18 protein-coding genes and 1 tRNA gene are annotated in these 24,148 nt (G+C 61.1%); 12 read left to right on the plus strand and 7 right to left on the minus strand.

From position 1 onward, the window contains the following. The first annotated feature begins 124 nt into the window (after window positions 1-124). From AACZ65_RS10360 to rpoC, 12 genes are all read left to right on the plus strand, one after another. The gene (locus AACZ65_RS10360; protein WP_339670556.1) at window positions 125-1,972 is read left to right on the plus strand and encodes an ABC transporter ATP-binding protein; all 1,848 of its coding nucleotides are present in this window, start codon (window positions 125-127) and stop codon (window positions 1,970-1,972) included. Between the two features lie 285 nt (window positions 1,973-2,257). Then, entirely contained in the window at window positions 2,258-3,496 is a 1,239-nt protein-coding gene (locus AACZ65_RS10365; protein WP_339670558.1) for a CoA transferase, read from the plus strand. Window positions 3,497-3,581: 85 nt separating this feature from the next. After that, window positions 3,582-3,657, plus strand: a tRNA-Trp gene (locus tag AACZ65_RS10370). Window positions 3,658-4,011: 354 nt separating this feature from the next. Then, entirely contained in the window at window positions 4,012-4,476 is a 465-nt protein-coding gene (locus AACZ65_RS10375) for a hypothetical protein (RefSeq protein ID WP_339670560.1), read from the plus strand. Between the two features lie 96 nt (window positions 4,477-4,572). Further along, entirely contained in the window at window positions 4,573-4,770 is a 198-nt protein-coding gene (gene secE, locus AACZ65_RS10380) for a preprotein translocase subunit SecE (protein ID WP_037270687.1), read from the plus strand. Between the two features lie 191 nt (window positions 4,771-4,961). Next, complete coding sequence (gene nusG / locus AACZ65_RS10385; RefSeq protein ID WP_037270689.1) at window positions 4,962-5,495, plus strand: transcription termination/antitermination protein NusG; 534 nt, start codon at window positions 4,962-4,964, stop codon at window positions 5,493-5,495. A 141-nt stretch (window positions 5,496-5,636) separates the two neighbouring features. Beyond that, window positions 5,637-6,062: a 50S ribosomal protein L11 gene (gene rplK, locus AACZ65_RS10390; RefSeq protein WP_037270691.1), complete on the plus strand. Its 426-nt coding sequence runs from the start codon at window positions 5,637-5,639 to the stop codon at window positions 6,060-6,062. Between the two features lies 1 nt (window position 6,063). Next, window positions 6,064-6,762, plus strand: coding sequence for a 50S ribosomal protein L1 (rplA, locus tag AACZ65_RS10395; protein WP_339670564.1), 699 nt, complete (start codon window positions 6,064-6,066; stop codon window positions 6,760-6,762). A gap of 254 nt (window positions 6,763-7,016) precedes the next feature. Next, window positions 7,017-7,535, plus strand: a complete 519-nt coding sequence (gene rplJ, locus AACZ65_RS10400; protein WP_037270697.1) for a 50S ribosomal protein L10 — start codon at window positions 7,017-7,019, stop codon at window positions 7,533-7,535. 75 nt (window positions 7,536-7,610) lie between these two features. Beyond that, window positions 7,611-7,991: a 50S ribosomal protein L7/L12 gene (gene rplL, locus AACZ65_RS10405; RefSeq protein ID WP_037242491.1), complete on the plus strand. Its 381-nt coding sequence runs from the start codon at window positions 7,611-7,613 to the stop codon at window positions 7,989-7,991. A gap of 242 nt (window positions 7,992-8,233) precedes the next feature. After that, the gene (gene rpoB, locus AACZ65_RS10410) at window positions 8,234-12,370 is read left to right on the plus strand and encodes a DNA-directed RNA polymerase subunit beta (protein ID WP_339670567.1); all 4,137 of its coding nucleotides are present in this window, start codon (window positions 8,234-8,236) and stop codon (window positions 12,368-12,370) included. A gap of 95 nt (window positions 12,371-12,465) precedes the next feature. Then, the gene (rpoC, locus tag AACZ65_RS10415; protein WP_339670569.1) at window positions 12,466-16,713 is read left to right on the plus strand and encodes a DNA-directed RNA polymerase subunit beta'; all 4,248 of its coding nucleotides are present in this window, start codon (window positions 12,466-12,468) and stop codon (window positions 16,711-16,713) included. 94 nt (window positions 16,714-16,807) lie between these two features. Here the strand turns inward: rpoC and AACZ65_RS10420 are convergent, their stop codons facing one another. The 7 genes from AACZ65_RS10420 to AACZ65_RS10450 all read right to left on the minus strand — a co-directional run bounded on the left by AACZ65_RS10420 (window position 16,808) and on the right by AACZ65_RS10450 (window position 24,144). Beyond that, window positions 16,808-18,844, minus strand: a complete 2,037-nt coding sequence (locus AACZ65_RS10420; RefSeq protein ID WP_339670571.1) for an ABC transporter ATP-binding protein — start codon at window positions 18,842-18,844, stop codon at window positions 16,808-16,810. A gap of 1 nt (window position 18,845) precedes the next feature. Next, window positions 18,846-19,697, minus strand: a complete 852-nt coding sequence (locus AACZ65_RS10425) for an ABC transporter permease (RefSeq protein ID WP_037270703.1) — start codon at window positions 19,695-19,697, stop codon at window positions 18,846-18,848. Beyond that, window positions 19,694-20,653, minus strand: coding sequence for an ABC transporter permease (locus AACZ65_RS10430; protein ID WP_339670574.1), 960 nt, complete (start codon window positions 20,651-20,653; stop codon window positions 19,694-19,696). The genes AACZ65_RS10425 and AACZ65_RS10430 overlap by 4 nt, the downstream gene beginning before the upstream one ends. A gap of 147 nt (window positions 20,654-20,800) precedes the next feature. Further along, the gene (locus tag AACZ65_RS10435; protein ID WP_339670576.1) at window positions 20,801-21,490 is read right to left on the minus strand and encodes an ABC transporter ATP-binding protein; all 690 of its coding nucleotides are present in this window, start codon (window positions 21,488-21,490) and stop codon (window positions 20,801-20,803) included. After that, window positions 21,487-22,251: an ABC transporter ATP-binding protein gene (locus AACZ65_RS10440; protein WP_339670578.1), complete on the minus strand. Its 765-nt coding sequence runs from the start codon at window positions 22,249-22,251 to the stop codon at window positions 21,487-21,489. The genes AACZ65_RS10435 and AACZ65_RS10440 overlap by 4 nt, the downstream gene beginning before the upstream one ends. Continuing rightward, complete coding sequence (locus AACZ65_RS10445) at window positions 22,244-23,227, minus strand: branched-chain amino acid ABC transporter permease (protein WP_339670580.1); 984 nt, start codon at window positions 23,225-23,227, stop codon at window positions 22,244-22,246. The genes AACZ65_RS10440 and AACZ65_RS10445 overlap by 8 nt, the downstream gene beginning before the upstream one ends. Next, window positions 23,224-24,144: a branched-chain amino acid ABC transporter permease gene (locus tag AACZ65_RS10450; protein ID WP_339670581.1), complete on the minus strand. Its 921-nt coding sequence runs from the start codon at window positions 24,142-24,144 to the stop codon at window positions 23,224-23,226. Before AACZ65_RS10450 ends, AACZ65_RS10445 begins: the two co-directional genes overlap by 4 nt. Window positions 24,145-24,148: the final 4 nt, after the last annotated feature.

Here is a 24,148-nt window from a genome sequence, read left to right on the forward strand (position 1 = left end):
GCGAAGGCGGCCGCACCGTCGGCGCCGGCGTCGTGTCGAAGATCATCGAGTAACATCTGATCCGCTCTGACTGAAAGGGGGCGTGCGGGTCACTGCACGCCCCCTTGCTATTTCGGAGCCGGACATGAAGCGTATTTTTCAGTATTTCGAAGCTCGGATTGATGCCTATCCGGCATCTCCGCCAGGCCAGCCGCCCGCACGGTTCTGGCCCTTTTTGTGGCATTATGCGCGCCCCGTTGCGCCGTGGCTTGTCGCGATGTCGGTCGTCTCGGCCGTTTTTGCCGCCGTTGAAATCATCCTGCTTGGCTATCTTGGCACGCTGGTCAACCGCATGTCGGAACTGGGGCCGGAGCGGTTTCTGGGGGAAGAGGCCGCGCGCCTGGGTGGTATGGGCGTGCTGCTCTTGATCGTGCTGCCCCTGCTCAGCGTCACCGGCGCGCTCATCATGTATCAGTCGCTCATGGGAAATTTCCCGCAGCGCATTCGCTGGCAGGGGCATCGCTGGCTCTTGGGTCAGTCGATGGGCTATTTTCAGGAGGAGTTTGCCGGTCGTATCGCCACGCGGCTTATGCAGACGGCGCTTGCTGTGCGCGAAACCGTCATGAAGCTGATGGACGTGGCGGTCTATATCCTTGCCTATTTCATCGGCACGCTGGTTCTTGCGGGGACGCAGGATATCCGCCTTGCCGCGCCCTTTGCGATTTGGGCGATCGCCTATGGCAGCCTGCTTGGTGTGATTGTGCCACGTCTGGGACGCGTGGCGCAAGAGCAGGCGCATGCGCGCGCGGATATGACGGGGCGTATCGTTGACAGCTATACCAATATCGCCACGGTCAAGCTCTTTAGCCATGCCGCGCGTGAAGAGGCCTATGCCCGCGCCGGTTTGGACGGGTTCTTGCAGACCGTGTATCGGCAAATGCGGTTGGTGGCGGTGCAGGATATGTCGGTCAACCTGCTGAATGCCTTGCTGACCGGGGCGGTCACGGGGCTTGGTTTGTGGCTTTGGATCCAGGGGCGGATCGATCTGGGGGCGCTTGCGGTTGCCATCCCGCTCGCTCTGCGGCTTGGAAACATGTCGCACTGGATCATGTGGGAATTTGCTGCCCTGTTCGAGAATGTCGGCACCGCGCGCGACGGATTGGCGACGCTCGCAATGCCGCGCACGGTTCAGGATAGCCCGACTGCAACGCCGTTGGTGGTGGACAAGGGGGCGGTGCGGTTTGAGGCGGTTCGCTTTGTCTACGACCGAAGCGGCACGCGCAAGGCCCCGGTGATCGACGGTCTCGACCTCACGCTCGCACCGGGGGAAAAGGTGGGGCTGGTTGGGCGGTCGGGCGCGGGCAAATCAACCCTCATCAACCTCTTGCTACGATTCCATGACCTGAGCGGTGGACGCATTCTGATCGACGGGCAGGATGTTTCGGAGGTCGGCCAAGACAGCCTGCGCGCCGCGATTGGCGTGGTGACACAGGACACGGCGCTTCTGCACCGCTCGGTGCGCGAGAATATCGCCTATGGCCGTCCCGATGCGACCGAGGCGGAAATCCGCGCCGCCACCGATCTGGCCGAAGCGACAGAGTTCATTGCCGGGCTGGAGGATGCGCGCGGGCGCCGGGGCCTTGACGCCCATGTGGGCGAGCGCGGCGTGAAGCTCTCGGGAGGCCAGCGTCAAAGGATTGCCATTGCACGCGCGGCGCTCAAGGATGCCCCGCTTCTGGTGCTTGATGAGGCGACATCGGCGCTCGATTCCGAAGTGGAAGCGGCCATCCAGACACAGCTTTACCGACTGATGCAGGGCAAGACCGTGATTGCCATTGCACATCGTCTCTCGACCATCGCGGCGATGGATCGGCTGATCGTCATGGATGAAGGTCGGATTGTTGAAGAGGGCTCGCATGCGGAGCTGCTGGCGCAAGGCGGGCTCTATGCGCGTCTTTGGGCCCGGCAATCGGGTGGATTCCTGATGGATTGATCGCAGAGGGGGTGCGGTGGGTCATTCTGTCGCGCCTTTTCCAGCTAGTGGAATGCGTTTTTCAGGTGCAGCGGCAAGAGCCCTTGGCGCGCTCCGCCCTGCGAATTCTTGATCAAAATCAAGCATAGCTCAGCTTTCTGCATGCGCAAAGGTTGCGCTGCATACCGTTGTATTCCGTTAAACCCTTGAAATCTTGACTTTATTTCAATCCCTGTCAGGCTGAAAAGTAAGCGGCACGTGGCCTTATCGCTGCGTTGCGAAGACCGGTACGCGGGAGGGCACGGCATGGGCGGGATACTCAAGGGAATGCGCGTGGTCGAAGGATCGGCCTTTGTCGCGGTGCCGCTGGCGGGGATGACGCTGGCACAGATGGGGGCTGAAGTGATCCGTTTTGACCGCATCGGAGGCGGGCTGGATGCGGGCCGTTGGCCTCTGGCCCCCTCGGGTCAGAGCCTCTTTTGGGCGGGGCTGAACAAGGGCAAGAAATCCATCGCCGTCGACATGAGTCGTCCCGAGGGGCAGGATCTGGTGACGCGGATCATCACCGCTCCGGGCGAGGATGCCGGACTATTTCTTACAAACCTGCGGGTGCGCGGCTGGATGGATCATGAGACCCTCAGCCAGCATCGCGCCGACCTGGTAATGGTCACCCTGATGGGGGATCGGCATGGCCGCCCGGCGGTGGATTACACGGTCAATCCGTCACTGGGCATTCCCGAGATGACTGGCCCGGTGGGCTGGCCCGAACCCGTGGCGCATGCGCTGCCTGCGTGGGACATTGCGGCGGGGCATCTCGTGGTGTCCTCCCTCTTGGCGGCAGAGCGCGAGCGTCTGCGCCGGGGCAGGGGGCAGGAGGTCGAACTTTCGCTCAAGGATGTGGCAGCGGCCACCATCGGTCATCTTGGCCTGATTGGTGATGCCGCCCTGAATGACAAGGAACGCGGCAAGTCGGGCAATGCGCTTTATGGGGCTTATGGGCAGGATTTCCTCTGCGCCTGTGGGCGGCGGGTGATGGTGATTGGCCTGACCCATCGGCAATGGCGTGGTCTGGTCAAGGCCACGGGCACCGAGGCGGCGATGGCGGCACTGGCCGCACGCAGTGGGCGCGATCTCAATGACGAGGGCAATCGCTGGCACCTGCGGCGCGAGATAACGGCAATCCTGCGGCCATGGTTTGCGACCCGGGCGTTGAGCAGCTTCGCCGAGGCGTTCGATGCGGCGGGACTCACGTGGTCCGTTTTCCGCACCGTCCGCGAGGCCCTGACCGAAGACCCGGATCTGAGTGAGGACAATCCTATGTTCAAGTTCTTGATGCAACCGGGCTTAGGTCGGTTTCCGGTGCCGGGGCACCCGGCGACTTTCTCGGCCCATGAGCGGGCAGACCCGCGACCTGCGCCGCAGCTTGGCGCGCATACCGAAGAGGTTTTGGGAGATGTGGCCGGACTGAGCGACACCGAGATTGCCCAGCTTTTCGATAGCGGCGTCGTCCAAAGCCCCCGCTACGGGGCGCGTCCGGCCGCGTGAACAGGAAATTATGGAATTCCCGACGAAATCCGCCTGAGGGCGCTTGATTCCCGGTCGAAGCTGGCGTAATCCGACGCTCGGCCTTAGGGGTATAGCTCAGCTGGTAGAGCGACGGTCTCCAAAACCGTAGGTCGCGGGTTCGAACCCTGCTGCCCCTGCCATTCCTTCCAGTCATCCTAGAACGATTTCCCTGTCCTGAATGACATTCGGGCGCGTCAAAAGCGCTGAAAATCGGTCTCAAATGCGGTTTAATTTAGACATGCCGTCTTTTCGCCGTCGGTTTGCCATGTTTTCGCCGCAATTGTGCCCCACCAAGACCACTAATCGGTTTCGACGTCCGGGGGGACTGAGATCGATCCGCGTGGGGGCGTGGGAGAAACAGGGGAATAGCTGCCATGGAAACGCATTTGCCGCGGGTTCCGATCCAAAAGACGTATTTTTCGCATCACAATCCAGAGCTTCCGGGGCGTTCACCGGTTGATGCTGTCTCGACTGAGCAGGCCGTGGAAAATGCGATGTCCACAATCCGCGAGATTCTGACCGAGGAGCGGCGCAAGACGCGCCGCCACGTGTTGCCGGACCTCGCGCCGCACGTGCCGGTTGAATATCTACAGCCGGTCCACGCGCAAGCACCGAAACGGCGCGGAAATCTGCTGGCACGCCTCAAGAAGTTTCGCCCGCACGCGCTACGCTTGAAGCCGCGCCATGCCGGATGGCTGGCCGCGTTCGCCTTGGTTCTCTGGCAGCCGATGCCGGTGTTGATTGCCATGTTCATCGGGTTCTGGATTGTCTTTCTGGGCTACGCCCTCTTTGGGCCGGAACGGATGACACATCTGCGGACCCGTGTGACGCGCCGGATTGCGCGTCTGCTGGAACAGCGCCGCGCGTTGCCTGAACTGCGACTGCGCCGCGAGCCAGAGCCTGATGTCTTTGCTGATCGTCCCGATCCCTTCGAGCGGATCGCGCCCAAGGCGCGCTGAGAATACGGGGCAGGGGGCAGTTGCCTTCTGCCCTTGAATTCGCGGGCCAGCCCGCGTATGTCGCGCTGAGCATCAAATTCAGAGAAGACAGCGCAGATGGCACGCACGAACCCCGTTCAATTCATTCAGCAGGTCCGCTCGGAAGTGGCCAAGGTCGTTTGGCCGACCCGTCGTGAGGTGATGCTGACAACGGTCATGGTCTTTATCATGGCCACGATCACCGCGATCTTCTTTGCTCTGGTTGACTTGGGCATTCGCAGCGGGCTGCAAGGGGTGCTGAGCCTGTTCGGCTAAGGCGGCGAAAATCGTGTTCAGGCTCTTGAATTCGCAGGCAATCAGGGGTAGGTGACCCTACACTCTGAAACATGGCGCGCGGCGATTCGTGTTGCGCGCCGATTTTTGTTTTAGATGTCGAAGGCCCAAGGGTCTGAAAGAATACGGAAATCCGATCTTGGTATCGGTAAGAACAAAGGCATAGGGCGACGATGGCAAAGCGGTGGTACTCGGTCAGTGTTCTCTCGAATTTCGAGAAGAAAATTGCCGAGCAAATCAGACAGTCCGTCACCGAGAACGGCCTTGAAGACGAAATCGACGAGGTTCTGGTTCCCACTGAAGAGGTGATCGAGATTCGTCGTGGCAAGAAAGTGACTGCCGAGCGCCGTTTCATGCCCGGCTACGTGCTGGTGCATATGGAAATGTCTGATCGGGGCTATCACTTGATTAGCTCCATCAATCGCGTAACAGGTTTTCTGGGGCCGCAGGGGCGCCCGATGCCGATGCGGGATGCAGAGGTCAATGCGATTCTGAACCGTGTTCAGGAGGGTGAAGAAAGCCCACGCACCCTGATCCACTTCGAGATCGGTGAGAGGGTCAAGGTCAACGACGGCCCGTTCGAAGATTTCGACGGCATGGTCGAGGAAGTGGACGAAGACAACCAGCGCCTCAAGGTGTCGGTGTCGATCTTTGGCCGGGAAACGCCGGTCGAACTTGAATTCACTCAGGTCACAAAGCAGATGTGATCGGGGTTGTCCGGTGTCGCCTAGAGGCGGCCCGGGCCAGAGCCGTGGGAGGCAAGGTGGCCGCGGCCACCGAACCGCACCACACAACAAGAGAGCCAGAGGGGCGCGCCCCGATGGTGTTGGACCAAAAGGAGAGGCCATATGGCCAAGAAACTTATCGGGACGCTCAAGCTTCAGGTGAAAGCCGGGCAAGCCAACCCAAGCCCGCCCGTCGGCCCTGCACTGGGTCAGCGCGGCATCAACATCATGGAATTCTGCAAGGCATTCAATGCCAAGACCGCAGATCTCGAGCCGGGTGCGCCGTGCCCGACCGTGATTTCCTATTATCAGGACAAATCGTTCGAGCTGGCGATCAAGACGCCGCCGGCGTCTTACTTCCTGAAAAAGGCCGCCAAGCTGCAATCCGGCTCCAAGACCCCCGGTCGTGCCTCTGCCGGCACTGTCAGCATCGCGCAAGTGCGCGAGATTGCCGAAGCCAAGATGAAGGATCTCAACGCCAATTCCGTCGAAGCGGCCATGCAGATCATTCTTGGCAGCGCGCGCTCTATGGGCATTGAGGTGAAGTAAGATGGCAAAGCTTGGAAAACGGACCCGCGCCCTTCGCGAAGCCTTTGACGGCAAGGACAACCTGAGCGTCGAAGATGCAATTGCCCTGATCAAAGGCAATGCGACCGCCAAATTCGACGAAACCGTGGAAATCTCGATGAACCTCGGGGTTGATCCCCGCCATGCGGACCAGATGGTGCGCGGCGTTGTCGGCCTGCCGAATGGCACCGGCAAGACCGTTCGCGTTGCCGTGTTCGCCCGCGGCGCCAAGGCCGATGAAGCCCAGGCCGCCGGTGCCGATATCGTCGGTGCCGAGGATCTCATGGAAACCATCCAGGGTGGCAAGATCGAGTTTGATCGCTGCATCGCCACGCCCGACATGATGCCGATCGTGGGTCGTCTGGGCAAGGTTCTGGGCCCGCGCAACCTGATGCCGAACCCCAAGATCGGGACGGTGACGATGGATGTGGCCCAAGCGGTCAAGGATGCCAAGGGCGGTCAGGTGCAGTTCAAGGCCGAAAAGGCCGGTGTGGTGCATGCCGGAATCGGCAAGGCATCGTTCGACGCGACCAAGCTGGCCGAGAATGTGCGCGCCTTTGTCTCTGCCGTGCAGCGTGCCAAGCCGACCGGCGCAAAGGGCACCTATGTCAAGAAAATCTCGCTTTCGTCCACCATGGGCGCAGGCGTGACAGTCGACGTCAACAGCGCCGTTGTCGAATAAGAATTTGCCCCCGGATCGATGGTCCGGGGGCAAACGGCAGGATCGCTTGCGGTCCTGTCCTGTCCGAGACGGAGGGTTCAGGCGATCGTCTGAATAAATCCTTCCTGAGATGGGGAACGAGATAAGATTTCCAGCCGGGACTTGCGTCCTCGGGTGATCTTGGCCTCGGGACCCGTGTTTTGGACCCGAACGCCGACCCTTCGGGAGCGGCAAAAACTGAGCCGGGGGGAGACCCCCAAATTTGGAGTGAAACTGTGGATAGAGCCCAGAAAGAGAAAGTGGTCGAGGAACTCGGCCAGATCTTTGAAAGCTCTGGCGTTGTAGTGGTCGCCCACTACGCGGGTCTTACAGTTGCCGAAATGCAGGATCTGCGTGCCCGCGCCCGTGCGGCAGAGGCATCAGTTCGTGTAGCCAAGAACAAGCTCGCCAAGATCGCCCTTGAGGGCAAGCCGTGCGCAAGCATTGCAAGCTATCTCACGGGCATGACCGTGCTCACCTTCTCCGAGGACCCCGTGGCAGCCGCCAAGGTGTGCGAGGACTTTGCCAAGGCGAACAAAAAGTTCGAGATCCTTGGCGGGGCCATGGGTGGCACGGCTCTGAACCGGGCCGGCGTCGAAGCCGTGTCGAAAATGCCCTCGCGTGAAGAGCTTATTGCTTCGATCGTGGGCTGCATCGGCGCACCTGCTTCGAACATCGCCGGTGCGATTGGCGCGCCTGCTTCCAATATCGCGGGCATCCTTTCGACGATCATCGAAAAGGCCGAGGCCGCGTAAGGCAAACTGTAATCACTGCGTAGGGGTTTACTTCCCGACGTTGGAACACATCTAGAGAACGGAAAGAGTCAAAAAATGGCTGATCTGAAGAAACTGGCAGAAGAGATCGTTGGTCTGACGCTTCTCGAAGCACAAGAACTGAAAACCATCCTCAAGGACGAGTATGGCATTGAGCCCGCAGCCGGTGGCGCTGTCATGATGGCAGGCCCGGCAGGCGATGCTGGCGGATCGGATGCTGAAGAGCAGACCGAATTCGACGTCATCCTGAAGTCGGCAGGCGCGTCCAAGATCAACGTGATCAAGGAAGTGCGTGCAATCACCGGTCTGGGCCTCAAAGAAGCCAAGGACCTGGTTGACGCCGGCGGCAAAGCTGTCAAAGAGCAGGTCTCGAAAGAAGAGGCCGACGACATCAAAGCCAAGCTGGAAGCAGCTGGCGCAGAAGTCGAAATCAAGTAATCCGTGCCGGGGCAACCCGGGTAGGATATTGCGGCTGGATCCGGGCTTTCCCGGTTCCGGCCAAACCTGTCTCAGAGAGGCCCTGCACTAACCGGGGCTTTTCTAAGGCGAGGTTTACACGATCGGGAGGTCATCATTGGGACGATGACCATGAATGGATCAAACCCAGCCGTCTCGGATGGACGCGGTGCTGAGCCCCAACAGCGCGCGCGACCGGTGAGAAATGAAAGGTGACATCGACCATGGCTCAAAGCTTCCTTGGCCAGAAACGCTTGCGCAGATATTACGGCAAAATCCGCGAAGTGCTGGAGATGCCGAATCTGATCGAGGTTCAGAAATCCTCGTATGACCTGTTCCTGAAATCCGGCGACCAGCCTCAGCCGCAAGACGGCGAAGGCATCAAGGGCGTCTTCCAGTCGGTTTTCCCGATCAAGGATTTCAACGAGACCAGCGTGCTGGAATTCGTCAGCTACGAGCTGGAAAAGCCCAAGTATGACGTCGATGAGTGCATGCAGCGCGATATGACCTACGCGGCCCCGCTCAAGGTCAAGCTGCGTTTGATCGTGTTCGATATCGACGAGGATACCGGCGCCAAATCGGTCAAGGATATCAAGGAGCAGGATGTGTTCATGGGCGATATGCCCCTGATGACGCCCAATGGCACCTTTGTCGTCAATGGCACCGAGCGCGTGATCGTATCCCAGATGCACCGCAGCCCCGGCGTGTTCTTTGATCATGACAAGGGCAAGACCCATTCGTCGGGCAAGCTGCTGTTTACCTGCCGGATCATTCCCTATCGTGGGTCGTGGTTGGACTTCGAGTTTGACGCGAAAGATATCGTGTTCGCCCGTATCGACCGTCGCCGCAAATTGCCGGTGACGACGCTGCTTTATTCGCTCGGTCTCGATCAAGAAGGCATCATGAATGCCTATTACGACACCGTAGATTACAAGCTGAAAAAGAAAAAGGGCTGGGTCACCAAGTTCTTCCCAGAGCGTGTCCGCGGCACCCGCCCCACCTATGATCTGGTCGATGCCAACACCGGCGAAGTGATTTTTGAAGCGAGCAAGAAGATCACACCGCGCGCGGTCAAGCAGCTGATCGACGAGGGGAATGTAACCGAGCTCTTGGTTCCCTTCGAGCATATCGTCGGCAAATTCGTGGCGCGCGATATCATCGACGAGGAAACTGGCGCGATCTATGTCGAAGCGGGCGATGAGCTGACGCTGGAGTACGGCAAGGATGGCGAAGTCTCCGGGGGTACGCTTCAAGATCTGCTTGATGCCGGGATCACCGATATTCCGGTTCTCGACATCGACGGCATCAACGTAGGCGCCTATATCCGCAACACCATGGCGGCGGACAAGAACATGAACCGCGAGAGCGCGCTCATGGACATCTACCGCGTCATGCGCCCCGGCGAGCCGCCCACCGAAGAGGCTTCGGCGGCGCTCTTTGATACGCTGTTCTTTGATGCCGAACGCTATGACCTGTCGGCCGTTGGCCGGGTCAAGATGAACATGCGACTGAATCTCGATAAGCCGGACACTCAGCGCACGTTGGATCGCGACGATATCGTCGCCTGCGTCAAGGCGTTGGTGGAATTGCGGGACGGCAAAGGCGACATCGACGATATTGACCACCTCGGCAACCGCCGGGTGCGTTCTGTCGGTGAGTTGATGGAGAACCAGTATCGCGTTGGCCTGCTGCGGATGGAGCGTGCGATCAAGGAGCGGATGTCGTCGGTCGAGATCGACACGGTGATGCCGCAGGACCTGATCAACGCCAAGCCGGCGGCGGCGGCGGTGCGTGAATTCTTCGGCTCTTCGCAGCTGTCGCAGTTCATGGACCAGACCAACCCGCTGTCGGAAGTCACCCACAAGCGCCGTCTTTCCGCGCTTGGGCCGGGCGGTTTGACACGCGAACGCGCAGGCTTTGAGGTGCGCGACGTGCACCCGACCCACTATGGCCGGATGTGCCCGATCGAGACGCCGGAAGGCCCGAACATCGGTCTGATCAACAGCCTTGCCACCTTTGCGCGGGTCAACAAATACGGCTTTATCGAAACGCCTTATCGCAAGGTGATCGACGGCCAGGTGACGGACGAAGTGCAATATATGTCCGCCACGGAAGAGATGCGTCACACCGTGGCGCAGGCCAACGCCAATCTCGACGAGGGGGGACGGTTCGTCAACGATCTGGTCTCGACCCGTCAGTCGGGCGAATACATGCTCGCCCCTCGCGAGAGCGTGGACCTGATCGACGTCAGCCCCAAGCAGCTTGTGTCGGTCGCGGCTTCGCTCATTCCCTTCCTTGAGAATGACGACGCCAACCGCGCGCTGATGGGCTCGAACATGCAACGTCAGGCCGTGCCGACGCTTCGCGCCGAGGCGCCGCTGGTCGGCACCGGGATCGAGGGTGTCGTTGCCCGCGATTCCGGGGCGGCCATCATGGCGAAACGCGCCGGTGTGATCGACCAGGTCGACGCACAGCGGATCGTGATCCGCGCCACTGCCGATCTGGAAATCGGCGATCCGGGCGTGGATATCTACCGCATGCGCAAGTTCCAGCGCTCGAACCAGAACAGCTGCATCAACCAGCAGCCGCTGGTCAAGGTGGGCGATACCGTTCAAAAGGGTGAGGTCATCGCGGATGGTCCTTGTACCGATATGGGCGAATTGGCGCTTGGCAAGAACGTGATCACGGCCTTCATGCCGTGGAACGGCTATAACTACGAAGACTCGATCCTGATCTCCGAGCGTATCGTGCGCGATGACGTCTTTACCTCGATCCATATCGAAGAATTCGAGGTTGCCGCCCGCGATACCAAACTGGGACCGGAAGAGATCACGCGCGACATCCCGAACGTCGGCGAGGAAGCTCTGCGTAACCTCGACGAAGCGGGCATCGTCTATATCGGCGCCGATGTGGAGCCGGGCGATATCCTCGTGGGCAAGATCACCCCCAAGGGCGAGAGCCCGATGACGCCAGAGGAAAAACTCCTCCGCGCCATCTTTGGTGAAAAGGCCAGCGACGTGCGCGATACCTCCTTGCGCGTCAAGCCGGGTGATTACGGCACCGTCGTCGAGGTGCGGGTGTTCAACCGCCACGGTGTGGAAAAGGACGAACGCGCGCTTCAAATCGAGCGCGAAGAGGTCGAGCGTCTGGCGCGCGACCGCGATGACGAGTTGGCGATCCTGGATCGCAACATCTATGCTCGTCTGCGCGCGCTCATCCTCGGCAAGGTCGCAGTCAAAGGCCCCAAGGGCGTCAAGGCCAATTCGGACATCACCGAAGAATTGCTCTCGACCCTGACCAAAGGCCAGTGGTGGCAACTTGCCCTCAAGGACGAGGCCGATGCCAAAATCGTCGAGGCGCTGCATGATCAGTACGAGGCGCAAAAGCGCACGCTGGATGCACGGTTCGAGGACAAGGTTGAGAAGGTCCGCCGGGGCGATGATCTGCCGCCGGGTGTGATGAAGATGGTCAAGGTGTTCATCGCGGTGAAGCGCAAGCTGCAGCCGGGTGACAAGATGGCCGGTCGTCATGGCAACAAGGGTGTCGTCTCAAAGGTGATCCCGATCGAGGATATGCCGTTCCTTGCGGATGGCACCCCGGTCGATATCTGTCTCAATCCGCTCGGCGTGCCGAGCCGGATGAACGTGGGGCAGATTCTGGAGACCCACATGGGGTGGGCCGCGCGGTCGCTCGGTCTCAAGATCGACGAAGCGTTGCAGGACTACCGCCGTTCTGGCGATCTGACCCCTGTGCGCGAGGCGATGCGCATTGCCTATGGCGATGACGTCTATGCCGAAGGTATCGAAGGCATGGATGAGACCGCTCTGGTCGAGTCCGCCGGCACCGTCACGCGCGGTGTGCCGATTGCCACCCCGGTCTTTGACGGGGCGAAAGAGGCGGATGTCAACGACGCGCTGCGGCGTGCCGGGTTCGACACGAGCGGTCAGTCGGTGCTGTTTGACGGGCGCACGGGCGAGCAGTTTTCGCGTCCTGTGACCGTGGGCATCAAGTATCTGCTCAAGCTGCATCACCTTGTCGATGACAAGATCCACGCACGCTCGACCGGGCCTTACAGCCTTGTCACGCAGCAGCCTTTGGGCGGTAAAGCCCAGTTCGGCGGCCAGCGGTTCGGGGAGATGGAGGTCTGGGCTCTCGAAGCTTACGGCGCTGCCTACACCCTGCAAGAGATGCTGACGGTCAAGTCGGATGACGTGGCTGGCCGGACCAAGGTCTATGAGAGCATCGTCAAGGGCGAGGACAATTTCGAGGCCGGTATCCCGGAATCGTTCAACGTTCTCGTCAAAGAGGTCCGGGGCCTTGGCCTCAACATGGAACTCCTGGATGCGGAGGAAGACGAGTAAGCGCGCGCCGGACCCTTTGAAAGGGTCCGGTCCGTTTTCTTTTCAAGAAAACGGCGTTGCAACTCTTTCCACTGCCAGCCTCTAAGGATTTGAAAATGAACCAGGAACTGACAAACAACCCGTTCAACCCTGTGGCCCCTGCCAAGGTGTTCGACGAAATCAAGGTCAGCCTTGCCAGCCCGGAGCGTATCCTCAGCTGGTCCTATGGCGAGATCAAGAAGCCCGAGACCATCAACTATCGCACGTTCAAGCCCGAGCGTGACGGTCTCTTCTGCGCGCGTATCTTTGGCCCGATCAAGGATTACGAATGCCTCTGCGGCAAATATAAGCGCATGAAATATCGCGGCGTTGTCTGCGAGAAATGCGGCGTCGAAGTCACGCTGCAAAAGGTCCGGCGCGAGCGTATGGGCCATATCGAGCTGGCCGCCCCCTGCGCCCATATCTGGTTCCTGAAATCGCTGCCCTCGCGCATCGGTCTCATGCTGGACATGACGCTGCGTGATCTGGAGCGGGTGCTCTATTTCGAAAACTACGTGGTAATCGAGCCCGGTCTGACCGATCTGACCTATGGCCAGATGCTGACCGAAGAAGAGTTCATGGATGCGCAGGATGCCTATGGCATGGACGCCTTTACCGCCAATATCGGCGCCGAGGCGATCCGCGAGATGCTCCAGAACATCGACCTCGAGGCCGAGGCCGAGCAACTGCGCGCCGACCTCAAGGAAGCCACGGGCGAGTTGAAGCCCAAGAAGATCATCAAGCGCCTCAAGGTGGTTGAGTCCTTCATCGAATCCGGCAACCGCCCGGAATGGATGGTGATGACGGTGATCCCGGTCATTCCGCCCGAACTGCGCCCTCTGGTGCCGCTCGATGGGGGCCGCTTTGCCACGTCTGATCTCAACGACCTCTATCGTCGGGTGATCAACCGGAACAACCGCCTCAAGCGGCTCATTGAGCTGCGTGCGCCCGATATCATCGTGCGTAACGAAAAGCGGATGTTGCAGGAATCGGTGGATGCGCTCTTTGACAACGGTCGTCGTGGCCGGGTCATCACTGGCGCGAACAAGCGCCCGCTGAAATCGCTCTCGGACATGCTCAAGGGCAAGCAGGGCCGCTTCCGTCAGAACCTTCTGGGCAAGCGGGTCGACTTTTCGGGTCGTTCGGTGATCGTGACCGGTCCGGAACTCAAGCTGCATCAGTGCGGCCTTCCCAAGAAGATGGCGCTCGAACTCTTCAAGCCCTTTATCTATTCGCGGCTCGAGGCCAAGGGCCTGTCGAGCACCGTGAAACAGGCCAAAAAGCTGGTGGAAAAGGAACGCCCCGAGGTTTGGGACATTCTGGATGAGGTGATCCGCGAGCATCCCGTGATGCTGAACCGCGCGCCGACCCTGCACCGTCTGGGCATTCAGGCGTTCGAGCCGGTCTTGATCGAAGGTAAGGCAATCCAGCTTCACCCGCTCGTTTGTTCCGCCTTCAACGCCGACTTTGACGGAGACCAGATGGCCGTGCACGTGCCGCTGAGCCTTGAGGCTCAGTTGGAAGCGCGCGTGTTGATGATGTCCACCAACAACGTGCTGTCGCCCGCCAACGGCGCGCCGATCATCGTCCCGTCGCAGGACATGATCCTCGGCCTCTATTACGTCACGCTTCAGCGCGACGGGATGAAGGGTGAAGGCATGGTGTTCTCGTCCTTGGGTGAGGTGCAGCATGCGCTTGACGCGGGCGAGGTACATCTGCATGCCAAGGTAACCGTGCGAGTGCCGCAGATCGATGAGCATGGCAACGAGGTCATGGTGCGCGTTGTCACCACGCCGGGCCGCGCGCGTCTCGGTGCGCTTCTGCCGCAGAATGCCAAGGCGCCCTTTAGCCTTGTCAACCGTCTGTTGCGCAAGAAAGAGGTGCAGCAGGTCATCGACACCGTCTATCGTTATTGCGGTCAGAAAGAGAGCGTCATTTTCTGCGACCAGATCATGACCCTCGGCTTCCGCGAAGCGTTCAAGGCGGGCATTTCCTTTGGCAAGGATGACATGGTCGTTCCGGACAACAAGTGGGGGATCGTCGAAGAGACCCGCACTCAGGTCAAAGGCTTTGAGCAGCAGTATATGGACGGCCTGATCACCCAAGGTGAAAAGTACAACAAGGTCGTCGATGCCTGGTCAAAGTGTAACGATCAGGTCACCGAGGCCATGATGTCCACCATCTCCGCCGAGGTGCGCGACGAGAACGGTGCCGTGCGCGAGCCTAACAGCGTCTACATGATGGCGCATTCTGGCGCGCGGGGGTCTGTCACGCAGATGAAGCAGTTGGGCGGCATGCGTGGCCTGATGGCCAAGCCGAACGGCGACATCATCGAGACGCCGATCATCTCGAACTTCAAGGAAGGTCTGACGGTTCTCGAGTATTTCAACTCGACCCACGGGGCCCGTAAGGGTCTGTCGGATACCGCTCTCAAAACCGCAAACTCGGGGTATCTGACCCGACGTCTGGTGGACGTGGCGCAGGACTGCATCGTGCGCGAGCATGATTGCGGCACCGAGCGCGCGGTCACGGTCGAAGCGGCGGTAAACGACGGCGAAGTTGTGGCCTCTTTGGCAGAGCGTTGCCTTGGCCGGGTTGCGGCAGAGGATATCTTTGATCCAATCAGCGATGCGGTCTTGATTGCCAAGGGTCAACTCATCGACGAGCGTATGGCGGATTCGTTGGAAGAGGCGGCGGTGCAAACCGTGCGTCTGCGCTCGCCGCTGACCTGTGAGGCCGAGGATGGCGTTTGCGCCATGTGCTATGGTCGTGACCTTGCGCGCGGCACCATGGTCAACATCGGCGAAGCGGTCGGCATCATCGCCGCTCAGTCGATTGGCGAGCCCGGCACGCAGCTTACGATGCGGACCTTCCACATCGGCGGCGTGGCACAGGGGGGGCAACAGTCCTTCCTTGAGGCGAGCCAAGAGGGCACGATCACCTATGATCAACCCCAGACGCTGGAGAACGCCAATGGCGAGACCCTCGTTATGGGCCGGAACATGAAAATCCGGATCATGGGCGACAAGGGTATTGAGCTTGCCAACCACAAGGTCGGTTACGGCACCAAGCTCTTTGTGAAGGAAGGGGCCAAAGTCACGCGCGGTCAGAAACTGTTCGAGTGGGATCCCTATACCCTTCCGATCCTCGCCGAGAAATCAGGCACCGCAAAGTTCGTGGACCTGACCTCGGGGGTCTCGGTGCGTGACGTGACCGACGAAGCCACAGGCATGACCCAAAAGATCGTGACCGACTGGCGCGCAGCGCCTCGCGGTAACGAACTGAAGCCCGAGGTGTTCATCATTGGCGATGACGGTGAGCCGATGCGCAATGACGCGGGCAATCCTGTGACCTATCCGATGTCTGTGGATGCCATTCTCTCGGTTGAAGAAGGTCAGCAGGTGCAAGCCGGCGACGTGATCGCGCGTATCCCGCGCGAGGGTGGCAAGACCAAGGACATCACCGGCGGTCTGCCGCGTGTGGCCGAACTCTTTGAGGCACGCCGCCCCAAGGATCATGCCATCATTGCGGAAATCGACGGGTATGTCCGCTATGGCCGCGACTACAAGAACAAGCGTCGCGTTACCATCGAACCCACAGACGAGAGCCTTGAGCCCGTGGAGTACATGGTGCCCAAGGGCAAGCACATTCCGGTGCAGGAGGGTGACTATGTCCAGAAGGGCGATTACATCATGGACGGCAACCCCGCGCCACATGACATTCTCGCCATCATGGGTGTCGAAGCGCTTGCAAATTACATGATCGACGAGGTGCAGGAGGTTTACCGTCTGCAGGGTGTGAAGATCAACGACAAGCACATCGAAGTCATTGTGCGTCAAATGCTGCAGAAGTGGGAAATCCAGGACTCGGGCGATACCACGCTGCTCAAGGGAGAGCATGTCGACAAGGTCGAGTTCGACGAGGCCAATGCCAAGGCAGAGGCCAAGGGCGGGCGTCCGGCATCGGGCGAGCCGATTCTTCTCGGGATCACGAAGGCATCGCTGCAGACCCGGTCGTTCATCTCGGCGGCGTCCTTCCAGGAAACCACCCGCGTCCTCACCGAGGCTTCAGTTCAGGGCAAGCGCGACAAGTTGGTGGGTCTCAAGGAGAACGTCATCGTGGGCCGCCTGATCCCGGCGGGCACGGGTGGGGCAACCCAGGAAATGCGGCGTATTGCGACAGCGCGCGACAGCATCGTGATTGAGGCCCGTCAGGAAGAGGCGGCGGCGGCCGCTGCTCTGGCGGCCCCGGTGATCGACAATGACGTGGTTGGCGGGGATGAGTTCGACAATTTTGTCGAAACCCCGGAGAGCCGCGATCAGTAAGGATTGCGCACAAGATATGGAAGAGCCCGGCCTGTTGGCCGGGCTTTTTTTGTTGAGGTGATCGGTTTTTCAATGGAAAAGACTGGAAACCGTTTCAAGAGTTCTGGGCTTGCTGTCCCAAACCGCGCAGCTCGTCCAGCGGGATATGGCAATGGATCACATGGCCGCCCCCGGCCTCTTGTGCGGGCGGGGCGTCTGTTTCGCAGACCGTGCCACGCTTGACCGGGCAGCGCCGCTGGAAAGGACAGCCACGCGCAGGTGGTGAAAGCTCCACCGCATCCTCGGCCAAAAGCCGAGAAACCTGATCCGGATCAGGCTCTAGAACCGCACCCAAAAGCGCCTCGGTATAGGGGTGCGAGGGCTGCGCATAGACCGCTGCTGCCGGTCCCATTTCGCATATCCGCCCTTGATAGAGCACGGCAACCCTGTCTGAAAGCGCCCGAACCACAGTCAGGTCATGGCTGACAAATACAAAGGCTGTGCCATGTAGCCCTTTGAGATCGTTCAGCAATTCCAGAACTGCCGCCTGCACCGAAACATCGAGCGCCGAGGTGATCTCGTCGCAGAGCACGATGTCCGGCCCGGCCGCAAAGGCGCGCGCTACGGCGACACGCTGCTTTTCACCCCCCGATAGCTGCCCCGGTCGGCGGTCGAGGTAATGCGCGCCGAGGCGCACCGTTTCTAGCAGTTCGGTGGCACGGTCGCGCAGTGCGTGATCCTTTAGCCCGAAATAGAGCCGCAGGGGTTGGGCCAATATCTCGCCAACCGTTTGGCGGGGATTGAGGCTATCGTCGGGGTTCTGGAAAATCATCTGAATGCGCCGCAACTGATCGGGGCGGCGGTCTTCAGCCAAAGAAGGCAGTGCAGTTCCATCGTCAAGGCTGATCCGGCCCTTGGCGGGGGCCAAGAGACCGGCGATGGATTTCAGGATGGTGGATTTGCCACTGCCGGACTCGCCCACCAACCCCAAAGTCTCGCCGCGCCGAAGGTCAAGCGTGATCCCATCTACCGTCGCGGGCGGGGCAGGCTGCCCCGTCAGTCGCGCGAAGAAACCGGGACGCTCATAGCAGATCGCGAGGCTGTCGAGTGAGAGGGTAAGCGGACTGTCAGCAGAGCAGCAGGTCAGCGCCGCGCCGGCATGTCCGGAGCGCATACTCCCAACTTCGTCCGGGTAGTGACAACGTGTCATTTGATCCGCCTCGCCTGTAACCATTGGGGGGCGGGTGGTCTGGCAGGTCTCGGTCGCCATGGCGCAGCGCGGAGCAAAGGCACATCCCGAGCGGGCGCTCTCTGGTCCGGGCGGGCGACCTTCCAATGCCCGTGGGAGGGTGCTGTCGCCAAGTCGGGGGATCGAAGCCAGAAGGCCGCGGGCGTAGGGGTGAGCAGGGTGGCTGAGCACGCTCCGTGTTGGTCCCGTCAGTACGGTTTCCCCCGCATAGAGCACCTGAATCCGGTCGCAGACCCGCGCGATGACGCCCAGATCGTGGCTGACATAGACCATGGCCATATTGCGCGCGCTCGCCAGATCGCGCAGCAAGTCAAGGATATGCGCCTGCGTCGTGACATCAAGTCCGGTAGTCGGTTCATCCAGCAAGAGCGCATCCGGCTCTCCGGCGAGGGCCATGGCAATGGCCACGCGCTGTTGCTGGCCGCCCGACAATTCATGCGGATATCGGCGCAGGATTGTTTGGGGATCGGGCAGGCGTACTTGGGTCAGAAGATCCAGCGCGCGTGCCGCATACGCGCTCTCTGGCAGGTCGCAATGCAGGCGCAGGGCCTCATTGATTTGCTTCCCGATCCGCAGGGTCGGGGTTAGGGCCTGTCCGGAATTTTGTGGAATAAGGCCCAGTTGCCCGCCGCGAACCTTCGACAGTTCTTGCGCGGAGAGGGCAAAGGTATCAGAGCCGTTATAGATCACTTCGCCGGACAGCCTGACGAGCCCGTGTTTCAGATAGCCCATGGCCGCCAGTGCAAGTGTGCTCTTTCCAGATCCACTTTCCCCAACGATTCCAAGGCTCTCTCCGCGACAGACCGTCAAATCGACTTCATGCAGCACAGGCAGGATGCGTCCGGATCGCCCGCGAAATCCGATGCAGAGCTTGCGAATGTCGAGAAGGGGGGGCGCGCTCATGTCACACCACCGCCGCCCGGCTTTGATCAAGGCCGAGCGTCTTGGCGAGCGCGTCCGCCGTGAGGTTGATGCCTATGATAAGGCTGGAGAGGGCCACAACCGGTGCGATCACACCCCATGGAGCCAACGACATATAGACGCGGGCGTCAGAAACCATCAGCCCCCAGTCGGGGCGTGGGGGAGCGACGCCAAAGCCCAGAAAGGACAGCGCGGAAAATCCCAAGAGCATCCAGGACCAGCGCATCGCGCCTTCGACCAGCAACACGTCGGTGACATTGGGCAAGAGTTCGCGGCGCACGATGTCCATCGGGCGGTGCCCACGGGCGCGCGCGGCGGCGATGAAATCGCGGGCAACCACCTCATGCGCTGCGGCGCGGGCGACGCGGATCACTGGAATCCCGAAGAAAAACGCCAATGTGGGCATCAGAACCTCGCCCCCACTGCCAAAGACGGTGATCAAGACCAAGAGCGGCAGGATTCCGGGCAGGGCAAGGAACGCATCGACAAGACGCAGGGTGATGTCGTCCGCCCAACCGCCGCGCAACCCGAGATAGACGCCCAAAAGACCGCCCCAGAGAAGGGCAATCGGAGTGGCGATGCCGGTGATCACCAAAGCCTCGCGCCCCCCCAAAAGCACGCGGGTCAGCACGTCGCGGCCCAAGTGATCGGTGCCCAGCCAATGCTCGGACGAGGGCCCCGTGAGGGTCTGGAGCGCGTTCATCTCTTTGTAATCAAAGGGAACTATCCAAGGGCTGATGAGGGCCAGCACAAGATGACTGAGGACCAGGGCAAGGCCGATGGCACCCGAAGGGCGATGCGCCATGGCGCGGAGGATGGCGAAGGTGCGGTTCATCCCCGCCTCATGTGGTGGCTGCGCAGGCGCGGGTTGAGGGCGAGGCTGAGAATGTCGGCGATGAGGTTGATGGCGACATAGGTCGCGGCCACGATAAGGGTGATAGCCTGTACAACGGGCAGGTCACGGCCCGAGATAGAGTCGACAAGCAACCGCCCAAGCCCCGGATAATTAAAGACAACTTCGACCACGACCACCCCGCCCAAGAGCCATGCCACGGTGAGGGCGATGATGTTGATCGCCGGCAGCAGGGCATTGGGCAGGGCATGGCGAAACACGATCCGCCAATAGGGGACACCCTTGAGCGTGGCCATTTGCACATAGTCGCTGGCCATGGCGTCGATCACGGATGAACGCACCATGCGCATGATATGCGCCACCATGAGCATGGTCAGAACCACCGCAGCAAGGATGAATTCAGGAAAGAATTCAAGGGGTTGCGCGTCGGCGGGGGTTAGGACGATGGCTGGAACCCAGCCCAGCCAGATGGCAAAGACAAGGATCAGGATGGTGGCGGCGACGAATTCGGGAATGGTCATGGCGAGGATTGCGCCAGTGGAGAAAAGAATGTCGACCCAGGTATCACGGCGCAGTCCGGCCACGGTGCCAAGGAAAATAGACAAGGGAATTCCAACGCTTAGCGCCCCCGCCGCAAGTAAAAACGAGTTGCGAACGCGGTAGCCGACGAGTTCCGAGATGCTTTCCTGACCATTTGCGGAAATCCCGAAATCCCCTTGCATCGCAGAGGCCGCCCAAGACAGATAGCGAGCGAGCGCAGGCGCATTCAACCCCATGATTTCACGGCATTTTTCAAGTGCCTCGCCATGGGCGTCGCGTTCCAGAACGGCGGTGCAGGCATCGCCGGGCAGGGCCTCGACCCCAAGGAAGATAAGCGCCGAGACCAGCCAGATTGTGACCAGCCCAAGCGCCAACCGCTTGAAAATCAGAGCAAACATCCGTTCTGTCCCCAATCCGGCACAGGTCCCCAGCCTATGCCTATGCGTAGACTAGACCAGCCGTGGCGCGCCCGTCGAGGATTTCTTGGGGAGTGACCTTACGGAGCCTACAATTTCGCGCGAGTTTTGTAAGGTCGGTCCATGGTGTCAGACCCCGAGATAGGAATCGGTGAGGTCCGGGGTGAGCGCGCCAAACGGCCCGGCCCAGACGGTGCGCCCTTTTTCAAGGATCACGGCGCTGTCGGCGACGCGCCCGAGTTCGCGGATGGATTTGTCGATCACCAGGAGCGCCATGCCAGTCTCGGATTTGAGGCGGGCCAATGCCGCCCAGATTTCCTGACGCACGACCGGGGCCAGCCCTTCGGTCGCCTCGTCTAGGATGAGGAGGCGGGGATTGGTCATCAGCGCCCGGCCAATGGCGAGCATCTGTTGCTCACCGCCTGAGAGGGAGGCGGCGATCTGATCCTGACGTTCGGCCAGGCGCGGGAAGAGATGGGTGACGGCGGCCATGTCCCACGGACCGGGGCGGGCGGCGGCGATGAGGTTCTCGCGCACAGTGAGGCCGGCAAAGCAGCGCCGCCCCTCGGGTACAAGGCCGATGCCTGCGCGGGCGGCGCGGTGAGCGGGCAGGCGGCTGAGGTCACGCCCGGCAAAGGTGGCGGTGCCGCCGCTCTGGCGGAGGAGGCGGCAGATCACCTTGACGGTGGTGGATTTGCCCATGCCGTTGCGACCCATGAGGGCCACCACCTCGCCTTCGCTGATCGAGAGGTTCACATCGAAGAGCGCCTGACTTGCGCCGTAAGAGGCGGTGATATGTTCGAGGGACAGCAGGGTCATTCTGCGGCCTCGTCCGTATCATCGCCGAGATAGGCGCTGCGCACCTCGGGGTCGCGGCGGATCTCGTCCACGGTGCCTGTGGCGATGATCTGGCCATAGACCAGTACGCTGATCCGGTCGGCGAGGGCAAAGACCGCATCCATGTCATGTTCGACCAGGAGGATCGGGGCCTCGGCGCGCAGACCGTCGAGCAGCGTGGTCAGTGCGCGGGTGCCGTCGGCACCTAGCCCGGCCATGGGTTCATCCATGAGAAAGGCGCGCGGGCGCAGGGTGAGGGCGATGGCCACCTCCAACTGGCGGCGTTGCCCGTGCGACAGCTCTGCGCAGCGGGTGTTGCGGGCGTCGAGCAGGCCCACGGTTTCGAGTGCCGCCTCGGCGCGGGCGCGCAGATCGGCATCGCGCAGCGCAGGCCGCAGAAAGCGCACCACATCGCCGCGCTGGCCAAGCGCGCCAAGCAGGGCGTTTTGCAGCACGGTATAGTCCATCGGCAGGGCCGAAATCTGGAAGGTGCGCGCCATGCCGAGCTGCGCGCGCGCGGCTGTATCAAGGGCGGTCACGTCGCGTCCGTCAAACAGGATGCGGCCTGCGTCAGGGCGCAGCGCGCCGGCGATCTGGGCGATGAGGGTGGATTTGCCCGCGCCATTGGGGCCGATCAGGGCGTGAATCTCGCCGGGTCTGAGATCGAGCGTGATGTCGCGGCTGGCGGTGAGCGCGCCAAAGCTCTTGGTCAGTCCCTGAATATCGAGGATGGGATCAGTCATGCGGCTGTCCCCGTCCCGCAAGCAGTCCAAAGAGACCGCCGCGTGCGAAAAGCACGGTGCCAAGCAGGATCGCGCCCAAGTAGATGTGCCAATAATCGCTGAGGCCGCCGAGGCTGTGTTCAAGCAGGATAAAGAGCGCGGCCCCGGCGACCGGGCCAAAGACGCGGCCGACACCGCCCAAGATCACGAAAACCATGATCTCGCCCGAGGTCTGCCAGGAGAACATCACCGGGCTGACAAAGCGGTTGAGATCGGCAAAAAGCGCGCCGGCAAGCCCGGTGATCGCGCCTGAGAGCGTGAAGGCGATGAGATAGAGGCGGTAGGGGCGGTGGCCCACGGCTGCAACGCGCGCCTCGTTCTGCCGTGCGGCACCCAGCATGAGGCCAAAGTTGGAGCGGGCAAGCCGCGTGGTGAAGACAAGGATCAGCACCAGAAGCCCATAGCAGAGCGCGAAGAACTGGATTGGGTCCATCGTGTTGAGGCCAGGAAAGCCGTTGCGGACATAGATCGAAAGACCATCCTCGCCGCCGTATGTGGGCCAAGAGATCGCGAAGTAGTAGAACATCTGCGAAAAGGCCAAGGTGATCATGATGAAATAGACCCCTGTGGTGCGCAGGGAGAGCGCGCCGACGGCGAGGGCAGCAAGGGCCGAGGTGAGCGTGGCGATGACCCAGATCACCGGCATGGATTTGGTGCCGGGAATTGTCAGGGGCCAGTCGGTGACGCTGGTGTAGGTCTGGGCGTGATAGGCGAGGATGCCCATGGCATAGCCGCCCAGCCCGAAGAAGAGCGCATGCCCAAAGCTGACGAGCCCGCCGAAGCCGAGCGCGATGTTGAGCCCGACCCCGGCGATGGCGAGGATCACCGCGCGGGTGGTGAGGGTAATCAGAAACGGCTCGTCCATGACCCAAGCGTAGAGGGGGAAGAGCAGAAGTATGGCCATCAGGACGGCGTTGAGCAGGGGTTCGCGGCTCATGTCGCGGCCCCGAAGAGGCCACGGGGCCGAAAGATCAGGACGCCGGCCATGAGGATATAGATCGCCATCGAGGCGAGAGAGGCGCCGACGGAATTGGCCGCCGCCGGGTCCATGAAGGTGGCGAAGACGGTTGGAAGAAGGGCGCGGCCCATGGTGTCGGTCAGACCGACGAGAAGCGCGCCGATGAACGCGCCCTTGATCGAGCCGATGCCACCGATCACGATGACGACGAAGGCGAGAATGAGCACCGGCTCGCCCATGCCGACCTGCACCGATTGCACCGCGCCGATGAGCGCCCCCGCAAAGCCCGCAAGGGCCGCGCCGAGGGCGAAAACGACTGTATAGAGCGCCGAGATATTGACGCCGAGGGCGGCGATCATCTCTCGGTCATTCTCGCCGGCGCGGATGCGGATGCCGAGGCGGGTTTTCGAGATCATGGCAAAGAGGGCGGCGGCGATCACCAGCCCTGCGCCGATCATCGCAAGGCGGTAGCGCGAATAGTCGATGCCAAACGGCAGGCGCAGCGTGCCCGAGAGCCAGTCGGGCGTGTCGAGATAGAGCGGGAATGAGCCAAAGACCCAGCGGGTGCCCTCGGACAGGATCAGGATGAGGGCGAAAGTGGCGAGCACTTGATCAAGGTGGTCGCGGTCGTAGAGGCGGCGGATGACGAGCAGTTCAATCAGCACGCCCGCAAGCGCGGCAGCAGCAAGGCTGGCGGCGAGCGCGAGAAGGAAAGAGCCGGTCAGCCCCGCCACCCAAGCTGCCGCAAAGGCACCGATCATGTAAAGCGAGCCATGGGCCAGATTGATGAGCCCCATCACGCCGAAAATGAGCGTGAGCCCGGCCGCCATGAGAAACAGCATCACCCCGAATTGCAGCCCGTTGAGGGCCTGTTCGATGAGCAGGACGGTGGGCATCGTG

Source organism: uncultured Roseovarius sp. (genome assembly GCF_963972555.1).
Taxonomy (GTDB): domain Bacteria; phylum Pseudomonadota; class Alphaproteobacteria; order Rhodobacterales; family Rhodobacteraceae; genus Roseovarius; species Roseovarius mucosus.